The organism is Nocardia sp. IFM 10818, from assembly GCF_054655275.1.
This window is the reverse complement of sequence record NZ_BAAHJH010000001.1, coordinates 3,191,135-3,208,816: the sequence shown is the minus strand read 5'-3', so window position 1 is coordinate 3,208,816 and position 17,682 is coordinate 3,191,135. Positions and strand designations below refer to the sequence as shown.

General features: G+C 68.0%; 15 protein-coding genes. 1 reads left to right on the top strand and 14 read right to left on the bottom strand.

Going from position 1 to position 17,682, the window contains the following annotated elements; genetic code table 11:
* Positions 1-35 precede the first annotated feature (35 nt).
* From ACYQ5L_RS14840 to ACYQ5L_RS14790, 11 genes are all read right to left on the bottom strand, one after another.
* On the bottom strand, positions 36-704 hold the full coding sequence (locus tag ACYQ5L_RS14840) for a hypothetical protein (protein ID WP_459957921.1): 669 nt from the start codon (positions 702-704) through the stop codon (positions 36-38).
* Positions 705-1,085: 381 nt separating this feature from the next.
* Positions 1,086-2,129 (bottom strand): NUDIX hydrolase, encoded by a 1,044-nt coding sequence (locus tag ACYQ5L_RS14835; RefSeq protein ID WP_459963433.1) that lies wholly within the window; start codon positions 2,127-2,129, stop codon positions 1,086-1,088.
* Positions 2,129-3,253, bottom strand: coding sequence for a glycosyltransferase family 4 protein (locus ACYQ5L_RS14830; protein ID WP_459957920.1), 1,125 nt, complete (start codon positions 3,251-3,253; stop codon positions 2,129-2,131). The genes ACYQ5L_RS14835 and ACYQ5L_RS14830 overlap by 1 nt, the downstream gene beginning before the upstream one ends.
* Positions 3,250-4,257: a phosphatidylinositol mannoside acyltransferase gene (locus tag ACYQ5L_RS14825; protein WP_459957919.1), complete on the bottom strand. Its 1,008-nt coding sequence runs from the start codon at positions 4,255-4,257 to the stop codon at positions 3,250-3,252. The genes ACYQ5L_RS14830 and ACYQ5L_RS14825 overlap by 4 nt, the downstream gene beginning before the upstream one ends.
* The gene (pgsA, locus tag ACYQ5L_RS14820; RefSeq protein ID WP_379195061.1) at positions 4,254-4,925 is read right to left on the bottom strand and encodes a phosphatidylinositol phosphate synthase; all 672 of its coding nucleotides are present in this window, start codon (positions 4,923-4,925) and stop codon (positions 4,254-4,256) included. The genes ACYQ5L_RS14825 and pgsA overlap by 4 nt, the downstream gene beginning before the upstream one ends.
* 1 nt (position 4,926) lies before the next feature.
* On the bottom strand, positions 4,927-5,553 hold the full coding sequence (locus ACYQ5L_RS14815; protein ID WP_459957918.1) for an ATP adenylyltransferase: 627 nt from the start codon (positions 5,551-5,553) through the stop codon (positions 4,927-4,929).
* A 70-nt stretch (positions 5,554-5,623) separates the two neighbouring features.
* Positions 5,624-7,681 (bottom strand): threonine--tRNA ligase, encoded by a 2,058-nt coding sequence (gene thrS, locus ACYQ5L_RS14810; RefSeq protein WP_459957917.1) that lies wholly within the window; start codon positions 7,679-7,681, stop codon positions 5,624-5,626.
* Between the two features lie 194 nt (positions 7,682-7,875).
* Positions 7,876-8,583: a (2Fe-2S)-binding protein gene (locus tag ACYQ5L_RS14805; protein ID WP_459957916.1), complete on the bottom strand. Its 708-nt coding sequence runs from the start codon at positions 8,581-8,583 to the stop codon at positions 7,876-7,878.
* Positions 8,580-9,041, bottom strand: coding sequence for a TIGR02611 family protein (locus ACYQ5L_RS14800; protein WP_459957915.1), 462 nt, complete (start codon positions 9,039-9,041; stop codon positions 8,580-8,582). Before ACYQ5L_RS14800 ends, ACYQ5L_RS14805 begins: the two co-directional genes overlap by 4 nt.
* Positions 9,042-9,203: 162 nt before the next feature.
* Positions 9,204-11,417: a SulP family inorganic anion transporter gene (locus ACYQ5L_RS14795; RefSeq protein ID WP_459957914.1), complete on the bottom strand. Its 2,214-nt coding sequence runs from the start codon at positions 11,415-11,417 to the stop codon at positions 9,204-9,206.
* A 244-nt stretch (positions 11,418-11,661) separates the two neighbouring features.
* Positions 11,662-13,875, bottom strand: coding sequence for a SulP family inorganic anion transporter (locus tag ACYQ5L_RS14790; RefSeq protein ID WP_459957913.1), 2,214 nt, complete (start codon positions 13,873-13,875; stop codon positions 11,662-11,664).
* Positions 13,876-14,247: 372 nt separating this feature from the next.
* Here ACYQ5L_RS14790 and ACYQ5L_RS14785 point away from each other — a divergent pair, with 372 nt between their 5' ends.
* Positions 14,248-14,685 carry a hypothetical protein gene (locus tag ACYQ5L_RS14785; RefSeq protein ID WP_459957912.1) on the top strand — a complete coding sequence of 146 codons (438 nt, stop codon included), beginning with the start codon at positions 14,248-14,250 and terminating at the stop codon, positions 14,683-14,685.
* Between the two features lie 170 nt (positions 14,686-14,855).
* Here ACYQ5L_RS14785 and ACYQ5L_RS14780 read toward each other — a convergent pair whose 3' ends face one another.
* The 3 genes from ACYQ5L_RS14780 to ACYQ5L_RS14770 all read right to left on the bottom strand — a co-directional run bounded on the left by ACYQ5L_RS14780 (position 14,856) and on the right by ACYQ5L_RS14770 (position 17,564).
* Positions 14,856-15,293 (bottom strand): hypothetical protein, encoded by a 438-nt coding sequence (locus ACYQ5L_RS14780; protein ID WP_459957911.1) that lies wholly within the window; start codon positions 15,291-15,293, stop codon positions 14,856-14,858.
* Positions 15,290-16,114 carry a hypothetical protein gene (locus ACYQ5L_RS14775; RefSeq protein WP_459957910.1) on the bottom strand — a complete coding sequence of 275 codons (825 nt, stop codon included), beginning with the start codon at positions 16,112-16,114 and terminating at the stop codon, positions 15,290-15,292. The genes ACYQ5L_RS14780 and ACYQ5L_RS14775 overlap by 4 nt, the downstream gene beginning before the upstream one ends.
* A 223-nt stretch (positions 16,115-16,337) precedes the next feature.
* A complete protein-coding gene (locus ACYQ5L_RS14770; RefSeq protein ID WP_459957909.1) occupies positions 16,338-17,564 on the bottom strand; it encodes a PucR family transcriptional regulator in 1,227 nt (408 codons plus the stop codon).
* Positions 17,565-17,682: the final 118 nt, after the last annotated feature.

Below are 17,682 nucleotides of genomic sequence, written 5' to 3'. Positions count from 1 at the left end.
GGGTGCCCACGCCGGGCATCCCGCACCCGCGGGCCTCAGTGCAGCTTGTACACGTAGCGGCTGGTGGGCACGATATCGAGGTCGAGATGCGCACCGAAGCCGACCACGCTCTCCATCATGCGGGTCATGCGGCGCTGCAGTTCGGCGTCGTCTCCGCCGCTGCCGTAGAACGCGTGCAGACTGGCCATGGCCGCCATGGGGAAGAGCTCTTCGACCAGGGCGTCCACGCGATTACCGGCGGTAATGGCCGCGCGGACGGTGTTCTGGACATACCCGAAGGTGTCCTGGGTTTCGATGGCGACCGGCGTGTGCAGATCGTGCCACCGATGCAGCCACTCCTCGCGGGTGAGCTCGGCGGGAATGCGCAGCAACGCGATATTGGCCAGCGCGTCGGTGCGCACCCCGTTCTCGACCGGCGGCGGCACGAGGGGCGTGCGCTCGTCGACGATCCAGCCGTTCACCGTATCGGCCACCGAAGCCAGTGCGGCGGTGACGGTTTCGTGGTCGCCGCCGGTGCGGACGCTCACGATCGCATCGATCGGCTCGGCATAGGTCGTGTGCCGCAGTTGCGCGCCGGCCACCTCGGCGTCCCGCACGTTCACCTGTAGCTCGGTCGCGCCGAGATCCGCCAATCGGGTCCGCAACTCGGCGGAGTGCAAGCGCTCCCCCGCGTGCGCACCCCATAGCGCGTACATCAGTTTCATGCCGGAACCGTAGACCCTGCGATGCGTGCAGCCGCACGGTTTCGGCGGCCGATCCCATCCATCGGACCGGGAAAGGCCCACCCGTTAGACAACCATTTTGCTTTGGCGGGCCGAACAGTGAAACGCATCACATTTTGCTGGAGATTTACTCCATACCCGCACCGTGCGGGAACGCAAGAAAGGAAGATCCAATGATCATCGATCTGGTGGTCGCGGCAATTGTGTTCGCGGTCGTCGTTGCGCTCACTGGAATCGGAATATTCCTCTGAGCGACGCGCGCACGGTTCCCCGACTTTCGGGGACTGATATATCCGATCCGAACGCCACCAAGGGTAACCACGCGTTATCTGGTTGGCGCTCGGCCATGCGGAGGGGAATGGATCAGCGGATGGAGCGCACTTCCGGATCGGTGTCGGCATCGGCGGCGGCGATGGCCTCGTCCAAGAGCTGGTCCAAGTGGTACGGGTAGACGGTTTCGCCGGAATGATCCAGGGCCGCGATATCGGCGGGGGTGCACCATTTGTTGCCATTGATGGAGCGGCGTTCGACATAGTCCAGATTGGCCGGGACGGGGTCGAAGTTCTTGGTGCGCAGGGCGAAGAACAGTTCCTCCGAACGGATCAGCTCGCCATTGAACGGGAAAACGGCGACGCGCCGCCACAGCGGTCCGCGCAGCATGGAGGAATCGGCGGGATGGCCGGTTTCCTCGTAGAGTTCGCGAATGGCGGCCTCACGCAAGGTTTCCCCCGGATTCACGCCACCGCCGATGGTGAACCAGAACGGCACGTCCGGCACCTTCGGATCGCATCCGCGCAAGAGCAGCACGCGATCCTCTTCATCGAGCAGGACGACCCGCGCCGAGGTGCGGACGGTGTCCACATCCAAACCGGTGGAGGCCGCCGGAGTCACGCGCTCGGCGATCTCGAAATAGGTCGGCAGCGGCGCGGTACCACCGAGGTGCAGGGTGCGGACCAGGCGGCGGGTGCGCAGCGCGAGGGTGTCGCGCACGGCGTCATTGTGGAAGCGGCGGGCGATCAGCACGCGGGCCTCGGCATCGGCGAGCTCGGCCACCAGCTGCGGCGGCAGCAGCGCGATATCGACGGCGGACAGGGCTGCGGCGAGCTGGTTTTCGACGGCTTCGCGGTCGCGCCAGTTGGCGCGCTCGGCGCGATCGGCCAGCGCCACCAGGCGGCGAGCCTGGTCGAGCAGCTCCGGATCGGAGCCGAGACCGGAAATGGTGGTGGCCACCGAGCGCGCCACCACGGCCCGCCGCGCGAGCGCCGCGTCCAGCGCGTGCCGGGCCTGGTCGGTGCGCACGTGCAGGCGGTCGAGGCGGTTGGCGGTGGTGTAGGCCCAGACGCCGATGGTGATGATGATCGCCGCGATGAGCGCTACGACCAGAATGCCGGTCGCGGAGAAGGTGATCATCCGGCGGTCCTCACGCGCACGTCACCGACGGTGACGGTCTCGTAGACGCGCAGGATCTGCTCGGCGACCACGGGCCAATCGTATTCGCCGACAACCTGATTCGCGGTGCGAATGAACTCCTCGCGGCGCGCGGTGTCGGTGAGCATGGTGTCGAGGGCGGTCGCCAGCCGGTCCGAGTCGCCGACCGGAACCAGCATGCCCGCGGTGCCGTCGCGCAGCACCCGGCGGAAGGCGTCGAGCTCGCTGGCGACCACGGCGGTACCGGCCGCCATGGCCTCCACCAGCACGATGCCGAAGCTCTCACCGCCGATATTGGGCGCGCAGTACACATCGGCGCTGCGCATGGCCGACGCCTTGTCGGCATCGGAGACCTGCCCGAGGAAACGCAGGTGCGAGGCATTCGACCCGGCCTCGCGGCGCAGGCGCTCCTCATCGCCGCGGCCCACGATCAGCACCTCGATATCGGGATGGCGGGCCACCAGCGCGGGCAGCGCCCCGAGCAGCACCTCCATCCCCTTGCGCGGTTCGTCGTAGCGGCCGAGGAACAGCACCGTGCCGCCCGCCCGCGGATACCCCTCCAGCAGCGGGGCGTGCGCGAAGAAGGGCACGTCCACGCCATTGGGGATCTCGACGGCATCCCCGCCCAGCGCCTCCACCTGCCAGCGCCGCGCCAGTTCCGAGACCGCGATCCGCCCGCTGATCTTCTCGTGATACGGCCGCAGCACGCCCTGGAAAGTGCTGAGCACCAGCGATTTCGTGGTCGAGGTGTGGAAGGTGGCCACAATCGGCCCCTCGGCGATCTTCAACGCCAGCATGGACAGGCTCGGCGCGTTCGGCTCGTGGATGTGCAGCACGTCGAAATCGTTCTCGGCGATCCAGCGCCGGATCCGGGTGTACGCCGTGGGCCCGAAGGACAGCCGCGCCACCGACCCGTTGTAGGGGATGGCCACCGCCCGCCCCGCCGACACCACATAATCGGGCAGCGGCGTGTCCTCGGCGGCGGGCGCGAGCACGCTCACCTTGTGCCCGCGTTCGATGAGCACCTGCGCCAATTCCACGACATGGGCTTGCACACCGCCCGGAACGTCGAACGAGTACGGGCAGACCATGCCGATTCTCATAGCGCGCCGTCTCCCCTGTGCCCCTCGGTTCCGGTGTCGGCGGCCGGTTCCCGATGCCCCAGTGCCTGTTGGGCCGCCGCGATCCGATCGCGGCGGGCCTGCGACAAGTCACTTTCCCACAGCGGTTGCAGCATATGCCAGTCGGCGGGATGGGCGGCGATATTGGCCGCGAACCGGTCCGCCAATGCCTGGGTTGCCGCGGCCACGCCGGCCGAAACATCCAGGGGCGCCTCGGTCTTCATACCCCAGGATTCCCCGCCGCGGCCGTCGGAGGTGAACCAGCAGTGCACCGGAATCAGCGCCGCCCCGGTCTCGATGGCGAGTTTGGCCGCGCCGGCGGGCATCCAGGTGCGCTCGCCGAAGAAGTCGACGGGCACGCCCTTGCCGGTGAGGTCGCGTTCGCCCATCAGGCACACGACTTTGTTCTGCCGCAGGCGATCCGCGAGGATCGGGAAGGGCGGCTGTTCGCCGCCGGTCAGGGGGAAGACCTCGAATCCGAGGCTCTCGCGGTATTCGATGAAGCGCTCGAACAGCGATTCCGGTTGCAGCCGTTCGGCGACGGTGGACAGCCCACCGTGGTTCTGCACCAGCCACACGCCGGCCATATCCCAGTTTCCGGAATGCGGCAGCACCAGCACCGCACCGCGGCCGCGATCCAGGGCGGCTTCGAGATTCTCGACGCCGTCCACCGTCAGGCGGCCGATGGCGGCGTAATCCATGGAAGGCAGCCGGAACGCCTCGCGCCAGTAGCGGGCGTAGGAGCGCATGCTGTCGCGAATCAGGCTGTCGGGCACCTGTTCCGGAGTCGTGCCGAGCACGCGAGCCAGATTGCGCCGCAGCTGATTCCGCTGTCCCCGGTGCGCTGCCTTGTTGGCCTTGCGCGCCGCGAAGTCGGCGCCGGCGTCGAATCCCTTGCGCGCCATCCCTTCCGGGAGGGCGCGCACCAGCCGCCACCCGGCCGCGTACGCCTTGTCGGTCATCGCGGACGTGAAAGAGGTGCTCACCGCTGCGGTTCCTCCGGAGCCTTGGCCGCCATGGGGATCACATCGCGCGCGCCCGGCGAATTGCGCACCGCCAGCACCCGCTGGAAGACGGTGACGATGCTCAGCACCGCCAGGATGTACATGGCCGCGTACACGGCGTAGCTCAGCCACTCGATGCCGAAATGCCCGCCGATACCGGTGAATCCGGCGCCGACCAGCACGATCACGAGGCGGTCCGGCCGCTCGATGATGCCGCCGTCGGCCGACAGCCCGCTGGCCTCGGCGCGCGCCTTGGCGTAGGAGATGACCTGCGAGGTCACCAGCACCACCAGCGTCGCCGCGAACAGATGCTTGGAACCCTCGTGGTAGACCGCCCACCAGGCCAGCCCCGCGAAGATGGCCCCGTCCGCCACCCGGTCGCAGGTGGCGTCCAGCACCGCACCGTATTTGGTGCCGCCGCCGCGGGCGCGCGCCATGGCGCCGTCGAGCATGTCGAACATGACGAACAGCCAAATCACCATGGTTCCCCAGAACAGGTGACCGGTGGGGAACAGAGTCACCGCCGCGGCGATCGAGGCGGTGGTGCCGATGAGCGTCATCGCGTCCGGTGTGAGACCGGTGCTCACCAAGGCTTTGCCCAGCGGCGCAGTCGCTTTGGCGAACGTTTCGCGACCGAAGAAGCTCAGCACGCTACTCGGATTCCTTCCATGCCTCCGCCAGCAGCGCCCGGGTTTCCCGTAGCAGCTGTGGCATGACCTTCACTCCGCCGACGACGGTAATGAAGTTCGCGTCTCCACTCCAGCGGGGCACGATGTGTTGGTGCAGGTGATCGGCGAGTGAACCCCCGGCGACGCCACCGAGATTCAGGCCGACATTGAAGCCCTCGGGCCGGGAGACCCGCTTCATGACCCGAATGGCCCGCTGGGTGAACGCCATCAGCTCGGCGCTCTCCTCGGCGGTCAGGTCCTCCAGGTTGGCCACGCGGCGGTAAGGCACCACCATCATGTGGCCGGGGTTGTACGGGTACAGGTTGAGCACCGCGTACACCCACTGGCCGCGCGCCAGGATGAGCCCGTCCTCATCGGTCATCTGCGGGATGTCGGTGAAGGGATGCCCGGTCTTCTTGGGTGCGTCGGCATTCGGCTCCACGCGCTCCTCGGCCGCCCCGGTGATGTAGGACATGCGGTACGGCGTCCACAGCCGCTGCAGCCGATCCGGATCCCCCGCACCGGTGTCCACGATCTGCTCGCGCGGTGCCGAATCTTGTCGCGCGGCAACCTCATCGGAGAAGTTGCCGGACGCCGTACGCTCACTCATGCTGTGCCCCCGAGGCATGACTGGAGGCCCTCCATGGTTACGCAGGCTGCCTCCTCCGGGCCTTGACCATTCATGCCGTGGCGCTCCGAACTTCGAAACCCTCCGCGGTGGGAGAGGTGTTCTCGCGCCGCTGAATCCAATCCACGATGGTGGCGATGGCATCGGCCACCGGCACGCCGTTGACCTGGGTACCGTCGCGGAAGCGGAAGCTCACCGCGTTCGCCTCCACATCGCGGGCGCCGGCCAGCAGCATGAACGGGATCTTCTGCGCGGTCTGGTTGAAGATCTTCTTCTGCATGCGGTCGTCGCTGCGATCGACCTCGGCCCGAATACCCTGTGCCGCAAGCTCTTCGATGACGTTGTCCAGGTGCTCGGCGAAGGCCTCGGCGACCGGGATGCCCACCACCTGCACCGGCGACAGCCAGGCCGGGAAGGCGCCCGCGTAGTGCTCGGTGAGCACGCCGAAGAACCGCTCGATGGAACCGAACAGCGCGCGGTGGATCATGACCGGGCGATGCTTGGCGCCGTCGGGGCCGGTGTACTCCAGCTCGAAGCGCTCGGGCAGGTTGAAGTCGAGCTGGATGGTCGACATCTGCCAGGTGCGGCCCAGCGCGTCCTTGGCCTGCACGGAGATCTTCGGGCCGTAGAAGGCGGCCCCGCCCGGATCCGGCACCAGCTCCAGGCCGGAGTCGGTGGCCACCTTGCGCAGCGTCTCGGTGGCCTCCTCCCACAACTCGTCGGAGCCGACGAACTTCTTCGGGTCCTTGGTGGACAGCTCGAGGTAGAAGTCGTCGAGGCCGTAATCGCGCAGCAGCGAGAGCACGAACTGCAGCGTGGAGGTGAGCTCCGCGTGCATCTGCTCCTTGGTGCAGTAGATGTGCGCGTCGTCCTGGGTCATGCCGCGCACGCGGGTCAGGCCGTGCACCACGCCGGACTTCTCGTAGCGGTACACCGAGCCGAACTCGAACATGCGCAGCGGCAGTTCCCGGTACGACCGGCCGCGCGACCGGAAGATCAGGTTGTGCATCGGGCAGTTCATCGGCTTGACGTAGTAGTCCTGGCCGGGCTTGCGCACGGTGCCGTCCTCATTGAGTTCGGCATCGAGGTGCATGGCCGGGAACATGCCGTCGCGGTACCAGTCCAGGTGGCCGGAGACCTCGAACAGATGCCCCTTGGTGATGTGCGGGGTATTGACGAACTCGTAGCCCGCGGCGATGTGGCGGCGGCGCGAGTAGTCCTCGAGCTCCTTGCGGATGATGCCGCCCTTGGGGTGGAACACCGGCAGGCCCGAGCCGAGCTCGTCGGGGAAGGAGAACAGGTCCAGCTCCAGGCCCAGCTTGCGGTGATCGCGCTTCTCGGCCTCTTCCAGCAGACGCAGGTACTCGTCCTGGGCCTCCTGCGATTCCCACGCGGTGCCGTAGATGCGCTGCAGGTCCTCGCGGCTCTGATCGCCGCGCCAGTAGGCGGCCGAGGAGCGGGTCAGCTTGAACGCCGGAATGTACTTGGTGGTCGGGATGTGCGGGCCGCGGCACAGATCGCCCCACACCTTCTCGCCGGTGCGCGGATCCAGGTTGTCGTAGATGGTCAGCTCTTTGCCGCCGACCTCCATGACCTCCGGATCGTCGATGCCGGACTTATCGGAGATGAGCTCCAGCTTGAACGGCTCCTTGGCCAGTTCGACGCGAGCGTCCTCGACCTCGACCACGCGCCGTGAAAACCGCTGCGCGCCTTTGACGATCTTCTTCATCCGGGATTCCAGCTTGGCCAGATCCTCGGGGGTGAAGGGGCGGTCGACCTGGAAGTCGTAGTAGAAGCCGTCCTTGATGAACGGGCCGATGCCCAGCTTGGCCTCCGGGAACTCCTGCTGCACGGCCTGCGCCAGCACGTGCGCGGCCGAGTGCCGGATCACGCTGCGGCCGTCCTCGGAGTCGGCGGTGACGGCCTCGACCTCGACATCGGTGTCCGGAATCCAGGACAGGTCCTTGAGGTTGCCCTCCGCGTCGCGCACGACGATGACCGCGTTCGGGCCCTTGCTCGGCAGGTCCGCCTCGCGCACCGCGGCACCCGCCGTAGTCCCGGCCGGCACCCGGACGAGGGCGGCTGGGGTCTTCGGGGGTGAGGTGTTCACGGCTGCGCACTCCTTGGCAGTGTCGTGGCGGGCTGCCCCGCCGATCTTGTTCGGATGGCCGGTCACACGTCCGATAACGCGCGACGTCGGCGCGCACCATGCTATCGGCACGGTGCGGGCCGCGCGCCGATGGACCGCCCCGTGGCGTCGGCCACGGGTGCACCGCCATCATTCCGAGATGCGCCGGACCGTCCTCAGCCGCGCGCGGCCAGCTCCGCGAGCAGCTTTTCCCGCTGCGCCGCGGGACGTTTCGGGCAGCTGGTGCACATCTCGCACCCCGGCACCTCGAACACCAGGCAGCAGGAGATGCGACGCACAAAAGTCCGTTCCCCGATATCAATGAATCGCGGCACCGGCAGCCGTCCGGCCACCTCGCGGGCCAGGTGCGCACCGGCCTCCTGATCGCCCGCGTCCAGCGCCCGGTTGCCGATGGCGTCCGCGACGATCGCCCACAGCGACGCCTCCCCGGCGCCCGACACCCGGGCCACCACCGGAACGACCTGCGCGAGCGTGTGCCGCAGCACCGGACCCGAGCCGGTGCGCGCGAAGGCTTCCGCCGCGGACTCGAGCTGAATACCGGGCTCCAGGCGCACGCCGGGTTCGAGCAGCGCCGATCCGGCGGGTTCGTGCGGCGCGGCGGACTGGACGACCCGTTCGATACCGCCGTCGGGCCGCATCTCGAGCGCCAGGCGTTCGAGGGTCGGATCGAAATCGTCGTCGTCGCGCGCGTACGCGGTGACGATCGGGTTCACCAGCGACGAGGCGGCCATGCACCACCACAGCGTGCCCGCCACGCGGGTGTCCCCGGTGCCCCAGGAGACGCCCATATCGGCGATCCGCTCGTCCAGCCATTCCGGGCGCAGCAATTCCGTGCCGGGCACGAACACCGGCCCGGTGTTCACTGGAACAGCGGACTGCGCAATGGTTCCCATTCGACTCCGATCAGGTCGCCGACGACACCGAAGGTTCCGAGCAGCCACAGCGTCACGAGCACGACGGCCAGGGTGAGTACCGCGCCGAGCCCCTTGACCAGCCATCCCTGCGCGGAATACCAGTCCATGACCCGCCGATACCGCCGGTGCGTCCAGTGCAGAGTCCGATGCGCCCAGGCGAATTCGGTGGCCAGGATCCCCAGCCCCGCGAAAACGATCAGCCAGCCCGGGCCCGGATACGGAATCGCGAGAATTCCGACCACCAGCACCGCGACACCGAGCACGCCCACCGCGATGCGGTAGACGACGTTCAGCGTAGGTCGATCCGCCACATGTCCACGTAAGGCGCGCCAGCGCCGCCACTTCCCCGTCGCACTTTCCGGCGACTCCCCCGCGGTCCGCGGACTCGGATCAATCTCGGTGCTCACACAGGCCAGGTTACGTCCGGCCGCCCGGTGCGGCCTCCGGGAAAGCCCCCAAACCGATATCCACCGCGAGGAGGTACGCGGTACCCACCGGGAGGACGAACGCGACGGCCGCGCACCCTGGATTCGGGGTGCGCGGCCGCCGCGTATTCGGTTGCCGGAGCGTCAGCTCATGGCCGCGGCCAGTTCCGCGGATAGCTCGACATCGTCGATCTCGGCGATACCGTCGGCGGTCACCCCGAGGACGCGGGCGGTGCCGATATCGAAGAACAGGCCCGAGAGCGTGACTCCGCGTTCGTGCACGGCCCGGCGCACCACGGGGTGGGTGGCGAGCGTTTCCAGCTGGACCGCCACGTTCACCATGGCCAGCTGGTCCGGGACGCCGAAACCGGCCCGGGCGGCGGCGAAGGCGACCGGATGGCCGCGCCGGAAGCGGTCCAGGCTGGGTGCGGCATTGCGCAGCCAGGCGCCCAGTCCCGGGCCGTTCGGCGCACCGGCGAGCAGGGCGTTCATCGCTCCGCAGGACGAATGTCCGCATACCACAAGGTGATCGACGTGCAGTTCGTCCAGTGCGAAGGACAGCGCCGCCTCGATGGAGCTGTCCCGGCCCTGCGGGGGCACCAGGTTGCCGACATTGCGGACGGTGAACAGATCGCCCGGACCGGTATTGGTGATGACATTGGGCACGATCCGCGAATCCGCACAGGTGAGGAACAGCGAGTGCGGGTTCTGCCCGTTGCGCAGTTCGTCCAGGTGCGGGCGGACCACGTGGGCGTGGCGGCGGTGGTATTCGGCCACCCCGGCGGTGACCGGGTTGCCCTCGCCCTTGCGCCAGGGGCGCAGCACATCGTGCAGCAGGTTGCGGGCGTGGCCGCGCACCGGCGGGCCGGTCACCGCATCGGCCATGGGCACCGTGCCCAGCTCCACGAAATCGACTCGGCCGCCGGTGGTTTCGTGCTGACGCGCCCAGTCGTGAATGGCTTCGTAGGCGGCGTGGTCGAGGAAGTCGACGCTCATCTCCACCAGTACGTCGGCCCCGGCCGGCACCTTGGCCAGTTCCTTGGACAGCTTGGGCAGCGCCAGGAAGGTGCAGGTGCCGTCCACGCTGACCAGCCAGTTCTCGGTGCCCTCCACCGGACCGGCCACGATCACGACCTTGACCACGCGCCACAGCAGCAGCGCGAAGGCCAGCACCAGGCCGATGAGCACGCCCTCCAGGAGGTTCAGGAAGACCACGCCCAGCACGGTGACGACGTAGACGAGCAGATCGCCGGTGCGGTGCGCCAGCTTGATGTGGGCGGTCTTGACCAGCTGAATGCCGACCACGATGAGCAGACCGGCCAGCGCGGACTTGGGGATCTGCTGCACGACGGAGACCAGCAGCACCGAGAACACCAGGATCCAGATGCCGTGCAGGAACGCCGAAGCCCGGGTGCGGGCCCCGGCCTGCACATTGGTGGCGCTGCGCACGATGACGCCGGTGACCGGCAGGCCGCCGAGCAGGCCGGAGGTCATATTGGCCGCGCCCTGGGCCATGAGCTCCCGGTCGAAGTTGGTGCGCGGGCCGGTGTGCATCTTGTCCACGGCGACCGCGGACAGCAGGCTCTCGACACTGGCGATGAGCGCGATGGTCAGCACCGCGAGCGCGACGGCTCCCCAGCCCCCGCTGGGAATCTCCGGCAGCCCGATGGCGTCGAACAGCGAGCCGCTGAGCACGATGCGCTCGACATTGCCGGGCACGGCCAGCGACAGCAGGGTGCCGGCCACCACGGCGACCAGCGGGCCGGGCAGCACCCTCAGCTTCCCGGGCACGTACTTCCAGCCCAGCATGATGGCAATGACGACCGCGCCGATGAGGAGGTCGTTGCCGTGCAGGCTGGTCAGTTCGCCAGGCAGCTGCACCAGGTTCTGGAAGGCCGTGCTGTGCGAGGAGCCGCCGAGCAGCACGTGCAGCTGCTGCAGCGCGATGGTGATGCCGATGCCGGCGAGCATGGCGTGCACCACCACGGGCGCGATAGCCAGCGCGGCGCGGGCGATCCGGCTCAGGCCGAACACGATCTGCAGCGCGCCGGCCGCGACGGTAATGAAACAGGCTGTCTTCCAGCCGAATTGGTTGATGGTCTCGGCGACCACCACGGTCAGGCCGGCGGCGGGGCCGCTGACCTGCAGGGCGGATCCGCCGAGCACGCCCACCACCACGCCGCCCACGACGGCGGCGATGAGGCCGGCGGCGATGGGGGCGTCGGAGGCGACGGCAATGCCCAGGGACAGGGGCAGGGCGACGAGGAAGACGACTAATGAGGCCGGCAAATCGTGGCGCAACCAAGTGTTGAACCGGTCAGTCGGTCTGCCTGGCGGTGAATCGGTGTCGAGGGACATCTCGGCTCCTTCTCCGGAGCTGCGGCTCCGTAAGACGTCGAACATGTTCTGCGGGCATCGAATTGATGCTGTGGGCGGCGCTGGCCACAGACTCACCGGACGAGCTGAGGCAAGGCTAAAAGTAAAGCCTTAGCAAAGGCTGAGAAAACATGAGCCACAATGTAAAACGGGCGTGAACCTTGTGTGAGGTCACGCCCGCACCGTGTTGGCAACTCTGCGACATCCAGCCGGTCAACCCGGATTTTCACGCCGGTTGCGGTTCGGCCGCCCGGTGGTGCAGGTCATCGATCTCGGCAATGCCGTCGACCGTGACCTCCACCACTCTGGCCGTCGCGATATCGAAGAACAGCCCGGACAGCACCACCCCGCGCTCGTCCACCCCGCGCCGCACCACCGGATGGGCGTAGAGCGTCTCCAGCTGCACGGCCACATTCACCATGCCCAGCTGATCGACCGGCCCGAATCCGGCCGCCGCGGCCGCCCGCGCCACCCGATGCCCACCGCGGTAGGCGTCCAGACTGGGCCGGGCATTGGCCAGCCAGTCGTCCAGCCCCGATCCGGTGACGGCCTCGCGATACAGCGCATCCATTGCGCCGCAACCGGAATGCCCGCACACCACCACCGAGCGCACATCGAGTTTGTCGAGGGCGTAGACGATGGCGGCCTCCATGGAGGAATCACGGCCGTGCGCGGGAATCAGATTGCCGACATTGCGCACGGTGAACAGATCGCCCGGACCGCTATTGGTGATCACATTGGGCACGATCCGGGAATCCGCGCAGGTCAGGAAGAGGGCATCGGGTTCCTGGCCATCCAGGAGTTCGCCCAGGTGCGGGCGCATGACGTGGGCGTGGCTGCGGTGATAGGCCGCGATGCCGGCCACGATCGGATCGACCTGTGCGCCGGTGCGCCGCCGCGGGCCCAGCACGTCATTGAGAATGCGGCGGCCGTGCCCGCGCGCCGGCGGGCCGGAACCGGCATTGGCCATGCGCGCGGAACCCATTTCGACGCACTCGACCGTGCCGCCGTCGGCGCGATGGCGGCGCATCCACTCCTCGAGCGCCTCGCAGGCGGCGTGATCGAGGAAGTCGACCGTCATCTCGAGCGTGACCTCCGCTCCCGCGGGGACTTTCGCCAATTCCTTGGTGAGCTTGGGCAGCGCCAGGAAGGTGCAGACGCCGTCGATGGTCACCAGCCAGCGGCGCGCATCAATGGCCGAGGCGGACACCGCCACCCGCACCACCCGCCACAGCAGCAGCGCGAAGGCCGCCGCCAGGCCGATCACCACGCCTTCGAGCAGGTTGAGCAGGACGACCCCGGCAATGGTGAGGGCGTACACGGCCAGGTCGCCGGTGCGGTGGGCGAGCTTGATGTGCGCCAGCTTCACCAATTGGATGCCGACAACAATAAGCAGACCGGCCAAGGCCGCCTTGGGGATCTGCTGCACGATGCCGACCAGCGCGACGGCGAAGACCAGCACCCAGATCCCGTGCAGCGCACCGGATGCGCGGGTGCGCGCCCCGGCCTGCACATTGGTGGCGCTGCGCACGATGACGCCGGTGACCGGGAGTCCGCCCAGCAGCCCGGAGGTCAGATTGGCCGCGCCCTGCCCGACGAGCTCGCGGTCGAAGTTGGTGCGGGCCCCGCCCGACATCTTGTCGACGGCGACCGCCGAGAGCAGGCTTTCCACACTCGCGATCAGCGCGATGGTCAGCACGGACAGTGCGATGACGCCCCAGCTCTGGTCCGGGATCTCCGGCAGGCCGATGGCATCGAACAGCGAACCGTCCAGCCGTACGCGCTCCGCGTCCCCCGGCAACGCGAATGCCAGTGCGGTGCCGCCCAATACGGCGACCAGGGGTCCGGGGATCACCCGCACCCGAGGCGGCATCCAGCGCCAGCCGACCAAGATGGCGATCGCCGCGCAGCCGATGACCACGGCCTCCCCGTGCACATCGAGCACCTGTGCGGGCAGCCCGGCGATGTTCTGCACCGCCGTGCTGTGCGACGATCCGCCCAGCAGCACATGTACCTGCTGCAGCGCGATGGTGATGCCGATGCCCGCGAGCATCGCGTACACCACCACGGGCGCGATGGCCAGTGCCGCGCGCGCAATCCTGCTGAGCCCGAAGACAATCTGCAACACGCCCGCCGCCGCGGTAATGAAACAGGCTCCACGCCAGCCGAACTTGTCGATGGTCTCGACGACGACCACGGTCAGGCCGGCCGCCGGGCCACTCACCTGAAGATTCGATCCGCCGAGCAATCCGGCCACCACACCGCCTACGACGGCGGCGATGAGGCCGGCCTCGACCGGGGCATTGGAAGCGACGGCAATCCCCAGGGACAGGGGCAGTGCGACCAGGAAGACCACGACCGAGGCGGGCAGGTCGTATCGCACCACTGTTGCCAATCGCGGAAGCGACGTCCGGAGTGCTTGATCGGTGTCGGTGGACATATTTCTCCTTCGCCGGACGGCCTGGACCGGTCCGGTTCATCGGTCAACATGTACTGGCATCGAGAGCGAGCGGCGGGCGAAGCTGTGACAGCACGACGCTATGGAGAAGATCGAACGGCACAATCGTAAAGACAGTGCAAAGAAGCTGAAAAGGGTTTTCGAGAATTGGGGCGAACTGCGGCCAAAATGTGACCTGGGCCACTCTCTGCACGGATGCGCGGATTGGCGGCAGACCTGTCGGTCGGATGTCCAGAACCACGCCTGCGCCTCCGGTCCCGGAGCTACACTCGATCCACCAGATCGAGCGAAAGCCGAACGGACGCAACAGGTTCCGTTCGGATATCCTTTCGTTCCCAAAGAAACGGCAAGACAATGATTCTGGTCTTCGTAGCCAAAGACATGGGAATCGTCGACAAGGGGTACAAGGACTCCTACACCGACAAGAGCGATGGGTTCGGCATCGCCTACGCCTACAACAAGAAGTTGTGGCCCGGCGGCATCCGGCTGGAGAAGAAGGAGAACCTCTTCATCACCGCCCACGGCAACGACGAGGAGATCGGCGACGAGGACGACACGGGCCCGGCGCTCTCCTTCACCCCCGCCACCCTCGCGGGCATCCTGAAGCCGATCATCCCGACCGGCTACACCGGCGATATCTACCTGTCCACCTGCAACTCCTTCGAGTTCGCCAAATCCCTCAAGACCAGCCTCGGCGATCTGACCTCCGGCAGCGACTTCTACGGAACCAAGAAGTCCATCGGCTACAAGATCCAGGGCGCCGGCGGCAGCAACTGGCACGAGGCCAAGTGAGCACGCCCTCCCGCTGAGGAACAGGGCGCTCCCGGCCGAGGGTGAGGGGCATTCGGCCGGGAGCGCGTCCGGAGGCCGACGTCAGGCGACGAAACCCGACGTGTCACCGGCGGCCACCGGAGATCGTGGCGGGCGCGCGCCGCGCGGCCCGGGGATTGCGGGCGGGAAACTCACAGGCGGCCCGCGTCTTTGAGCACGCGCCGGGTCTGGGCGAAGAGCATGCCGACATTGACGGTCTTGCGGCACACGACCACCACCACGACGTCCTCGCGGCTCTCGGTGCGAATGAAAAGATGCGTGAGGTTATCGCTGTTCACCAGAATTTCCAGGAAATAATGGCGGTCGGTTCGTATTCCGCGCCGCTCCTTCCAAATATCCTCGATCATGGTCACATTGCGACCCTGGAAGATATCCAGCGTGGCCGCCGCGAGGAGGTCGAGGACTTCCGGCGGATGATTGTCGACGGTGTCCACCGACAGCAGCATTCCCGTCGCCATATCGATCGCCCCGGCGGCAATGCATTCCGGCGCTTCGGACCGTAGCGCCTTCACCAGAATCGCGACCCGGTCCGAAAGACTGCCGGCACCTGTGCTGGTCGGTGTACTCATATCGTCCTTTCTTGTTCCCGTACGGGGAGGGAATTCTGGCGGCCCGCGCGGGCGGCGCGCGGTGACGGCGTGGGCAGGGTGTCGTTGATGCCGCTGGCGCCGCGGCGGCGGCGCGGCAGCACCGATCGGGGCATGCCGATGCGCGGCGGTGACGGCTGCACGGCCACGGGCAGGGGCGGGCTGATCACCAGGACCTCGGCGTCCAGCATGCGCGACACCTCGACGGTGACCGCGTAGAGCCCGCGGCTGAGCAGCAGGGCGATATCCCGGCAGGTGCGCCGGCCGTTGACCCAGAACAGAATGTCCTGCCAGGGCGTTCGTTCCGGTCCGGCCAGCAGCGCGCGGCCGCGGTCGGTGAGCGACAGGTGATTTCGGTGCGGCGAGACCGGGCCGTGCGCCAGGGCGCGCAGCCGGCGCTCGGTCTCGAGCAGCAGCCGGCCCGGATCGACGGTCGGGATCGCCGGCATGTCGGGCGGCAGGTTCGGCGAGTCCTGCCAGCAGCAGCCGCCGAGCCAGCCCGAGGCAATGGCGAAGGCGCCGTCCAGCGCCGCCATCAGGGCCACCAGCCGCAGATCCGCCGCACCGGTGGAGGTGCGCCCGGGCCGCATCAGCAGATCGCGCACGCCGGGCGCGCCGGCCGAGGCCACAATCGCTATGTTCCCGTCGACGAGGTAGAAATCGCCACCCGGATCACCGGTCACCCGCAATACTCCCGTGCGCGATTGCGCGGCGCCCAGGGACAATTCACGGACCAATTCGCGAGTGGCTTCCCGACCGAATGTCAGCAGTTCTCCCGTCTCGGAGAAGCGCCCCGCGGTCATCTTCGAACTCCTGAATACAGACACAAGCCGATAAAAGGAAGGAAAACCGAGCACGGCCGCTCTATATCGAGGTGGTCGCGTGCGACATATCCTGGCAGGCCGGCTCTTTTGGAGCAATGAATTCCGGGGAATTGCCCGGCGAATGCACGCGGCGTCGCCCCGCGACACGCCCGCTACCGGTGGTCGTAGAGGAGGTATTCGCGCGCGGGCGCGTTAATCCCGCTTAACGGGAGCGTTGCCCGCGCCGGTGCAGGGCGAGCTGGAGTTCGAGCAGTAATCGGTCGGCCGGATCGGTGAGGGCCAGGCCGGTGATGTCCTCGACGCGGCGGATGCGGTAGCGCAACGTGTTCGGGTGCACGCGCAGCGCCGCGGCGGCGCGCCGGACGTCGCCGTGCTCGCGCAGATAGGTCTCGGCGCTCTCGTGCAGGTTCGCCGCATGCCTGCGGTCGTAGTCGAACAGCGCGCGCAGCCGGGGGTCGTGCAGTTCCGGATGCGCGCGCAGCAGATCCAGGACCTCGCCGAGCAGGACCGCGGTGCGGGATTCGGCGAGGGTGGTGACGCGGCCCTTGGGGAAGGTGGCGGCGGTGCTGTCGAGCACGCGGTCGACCTCGGCGCGAGCGGCGGCGACGCCGTGCAGGTCGGCGACCGGGATGGCGATGGCGGCGCGCAGCGTGGCCACGCGCGGCTCCTGCTGGTCGACGAGCTGGCGGACCCAGGCGGTGACGGCATGCTCGGAGCGATAGCCGGGCAGCAGGACGTACACCCGCTCGGCGGTGGCCATGGTGACCGAATCGCGGCGGAAAGCACTGGCGTGCAAGCGGATCACACTCGCCAGATTCGCGTGTTCCGGCCCGGCGCGCAGGTCGGCGGCCGCGAAGCCCAGTACCGCGGCCGGACCGGTCACCGGGAGGTTCAGGGCGCCCGCGATGGACGGGACGTCGACGCCCTCGCCGCGGACGCCGAACAGGCGCTGGATCATCAGCGCCTCGGTGGAGGGCGCGTCCAGGATCCGGGTGATGATGCGGGCCGCGATGGCCGCGGCGCCGCGCAGCACCTGCGCCGCCTCCGGGGCGAACGGGGTGTCGCCCTGCTGCAACCAGATCGCGCCGAGCACGTCCGGCGCGGCGCCGCCGCCGGGCGCGCGGCGGATGCCGACCACCAAGCGGCGCTTGATGTTCAGCTCCGGGTGCGCGGGGACATCGATCACCTCGTCGGTGCGGCGGATGCTGTCGAACACGCCCCATTCCCGCAGCACCCGCAGATAGTCGCGCGGGCCCTCGCGGCCGAGGATCGACTGGATGCGCAGCGGATCGGCGGCCTCGCCGGAGGCGGAGTAGGCCAGCACGTGGGAGGCCTGATCCTCGATGGACACCATGCCGCCGGCCTGATCGGCGACCAGTTGCGCGAGACCGTACAGATCGGTGTCGGCGGTGAGTGCTTCCGCGGTCATGCGACACCGTCCTTCATCCAACTGAACAACAAACTAAGTCGATCCTTGTCCATCCGGCTCATTTTCGGCGGCGCTTCGCGTAGTTGACTCGCGGTCACCGGAATGTGTCCCAGCGCAC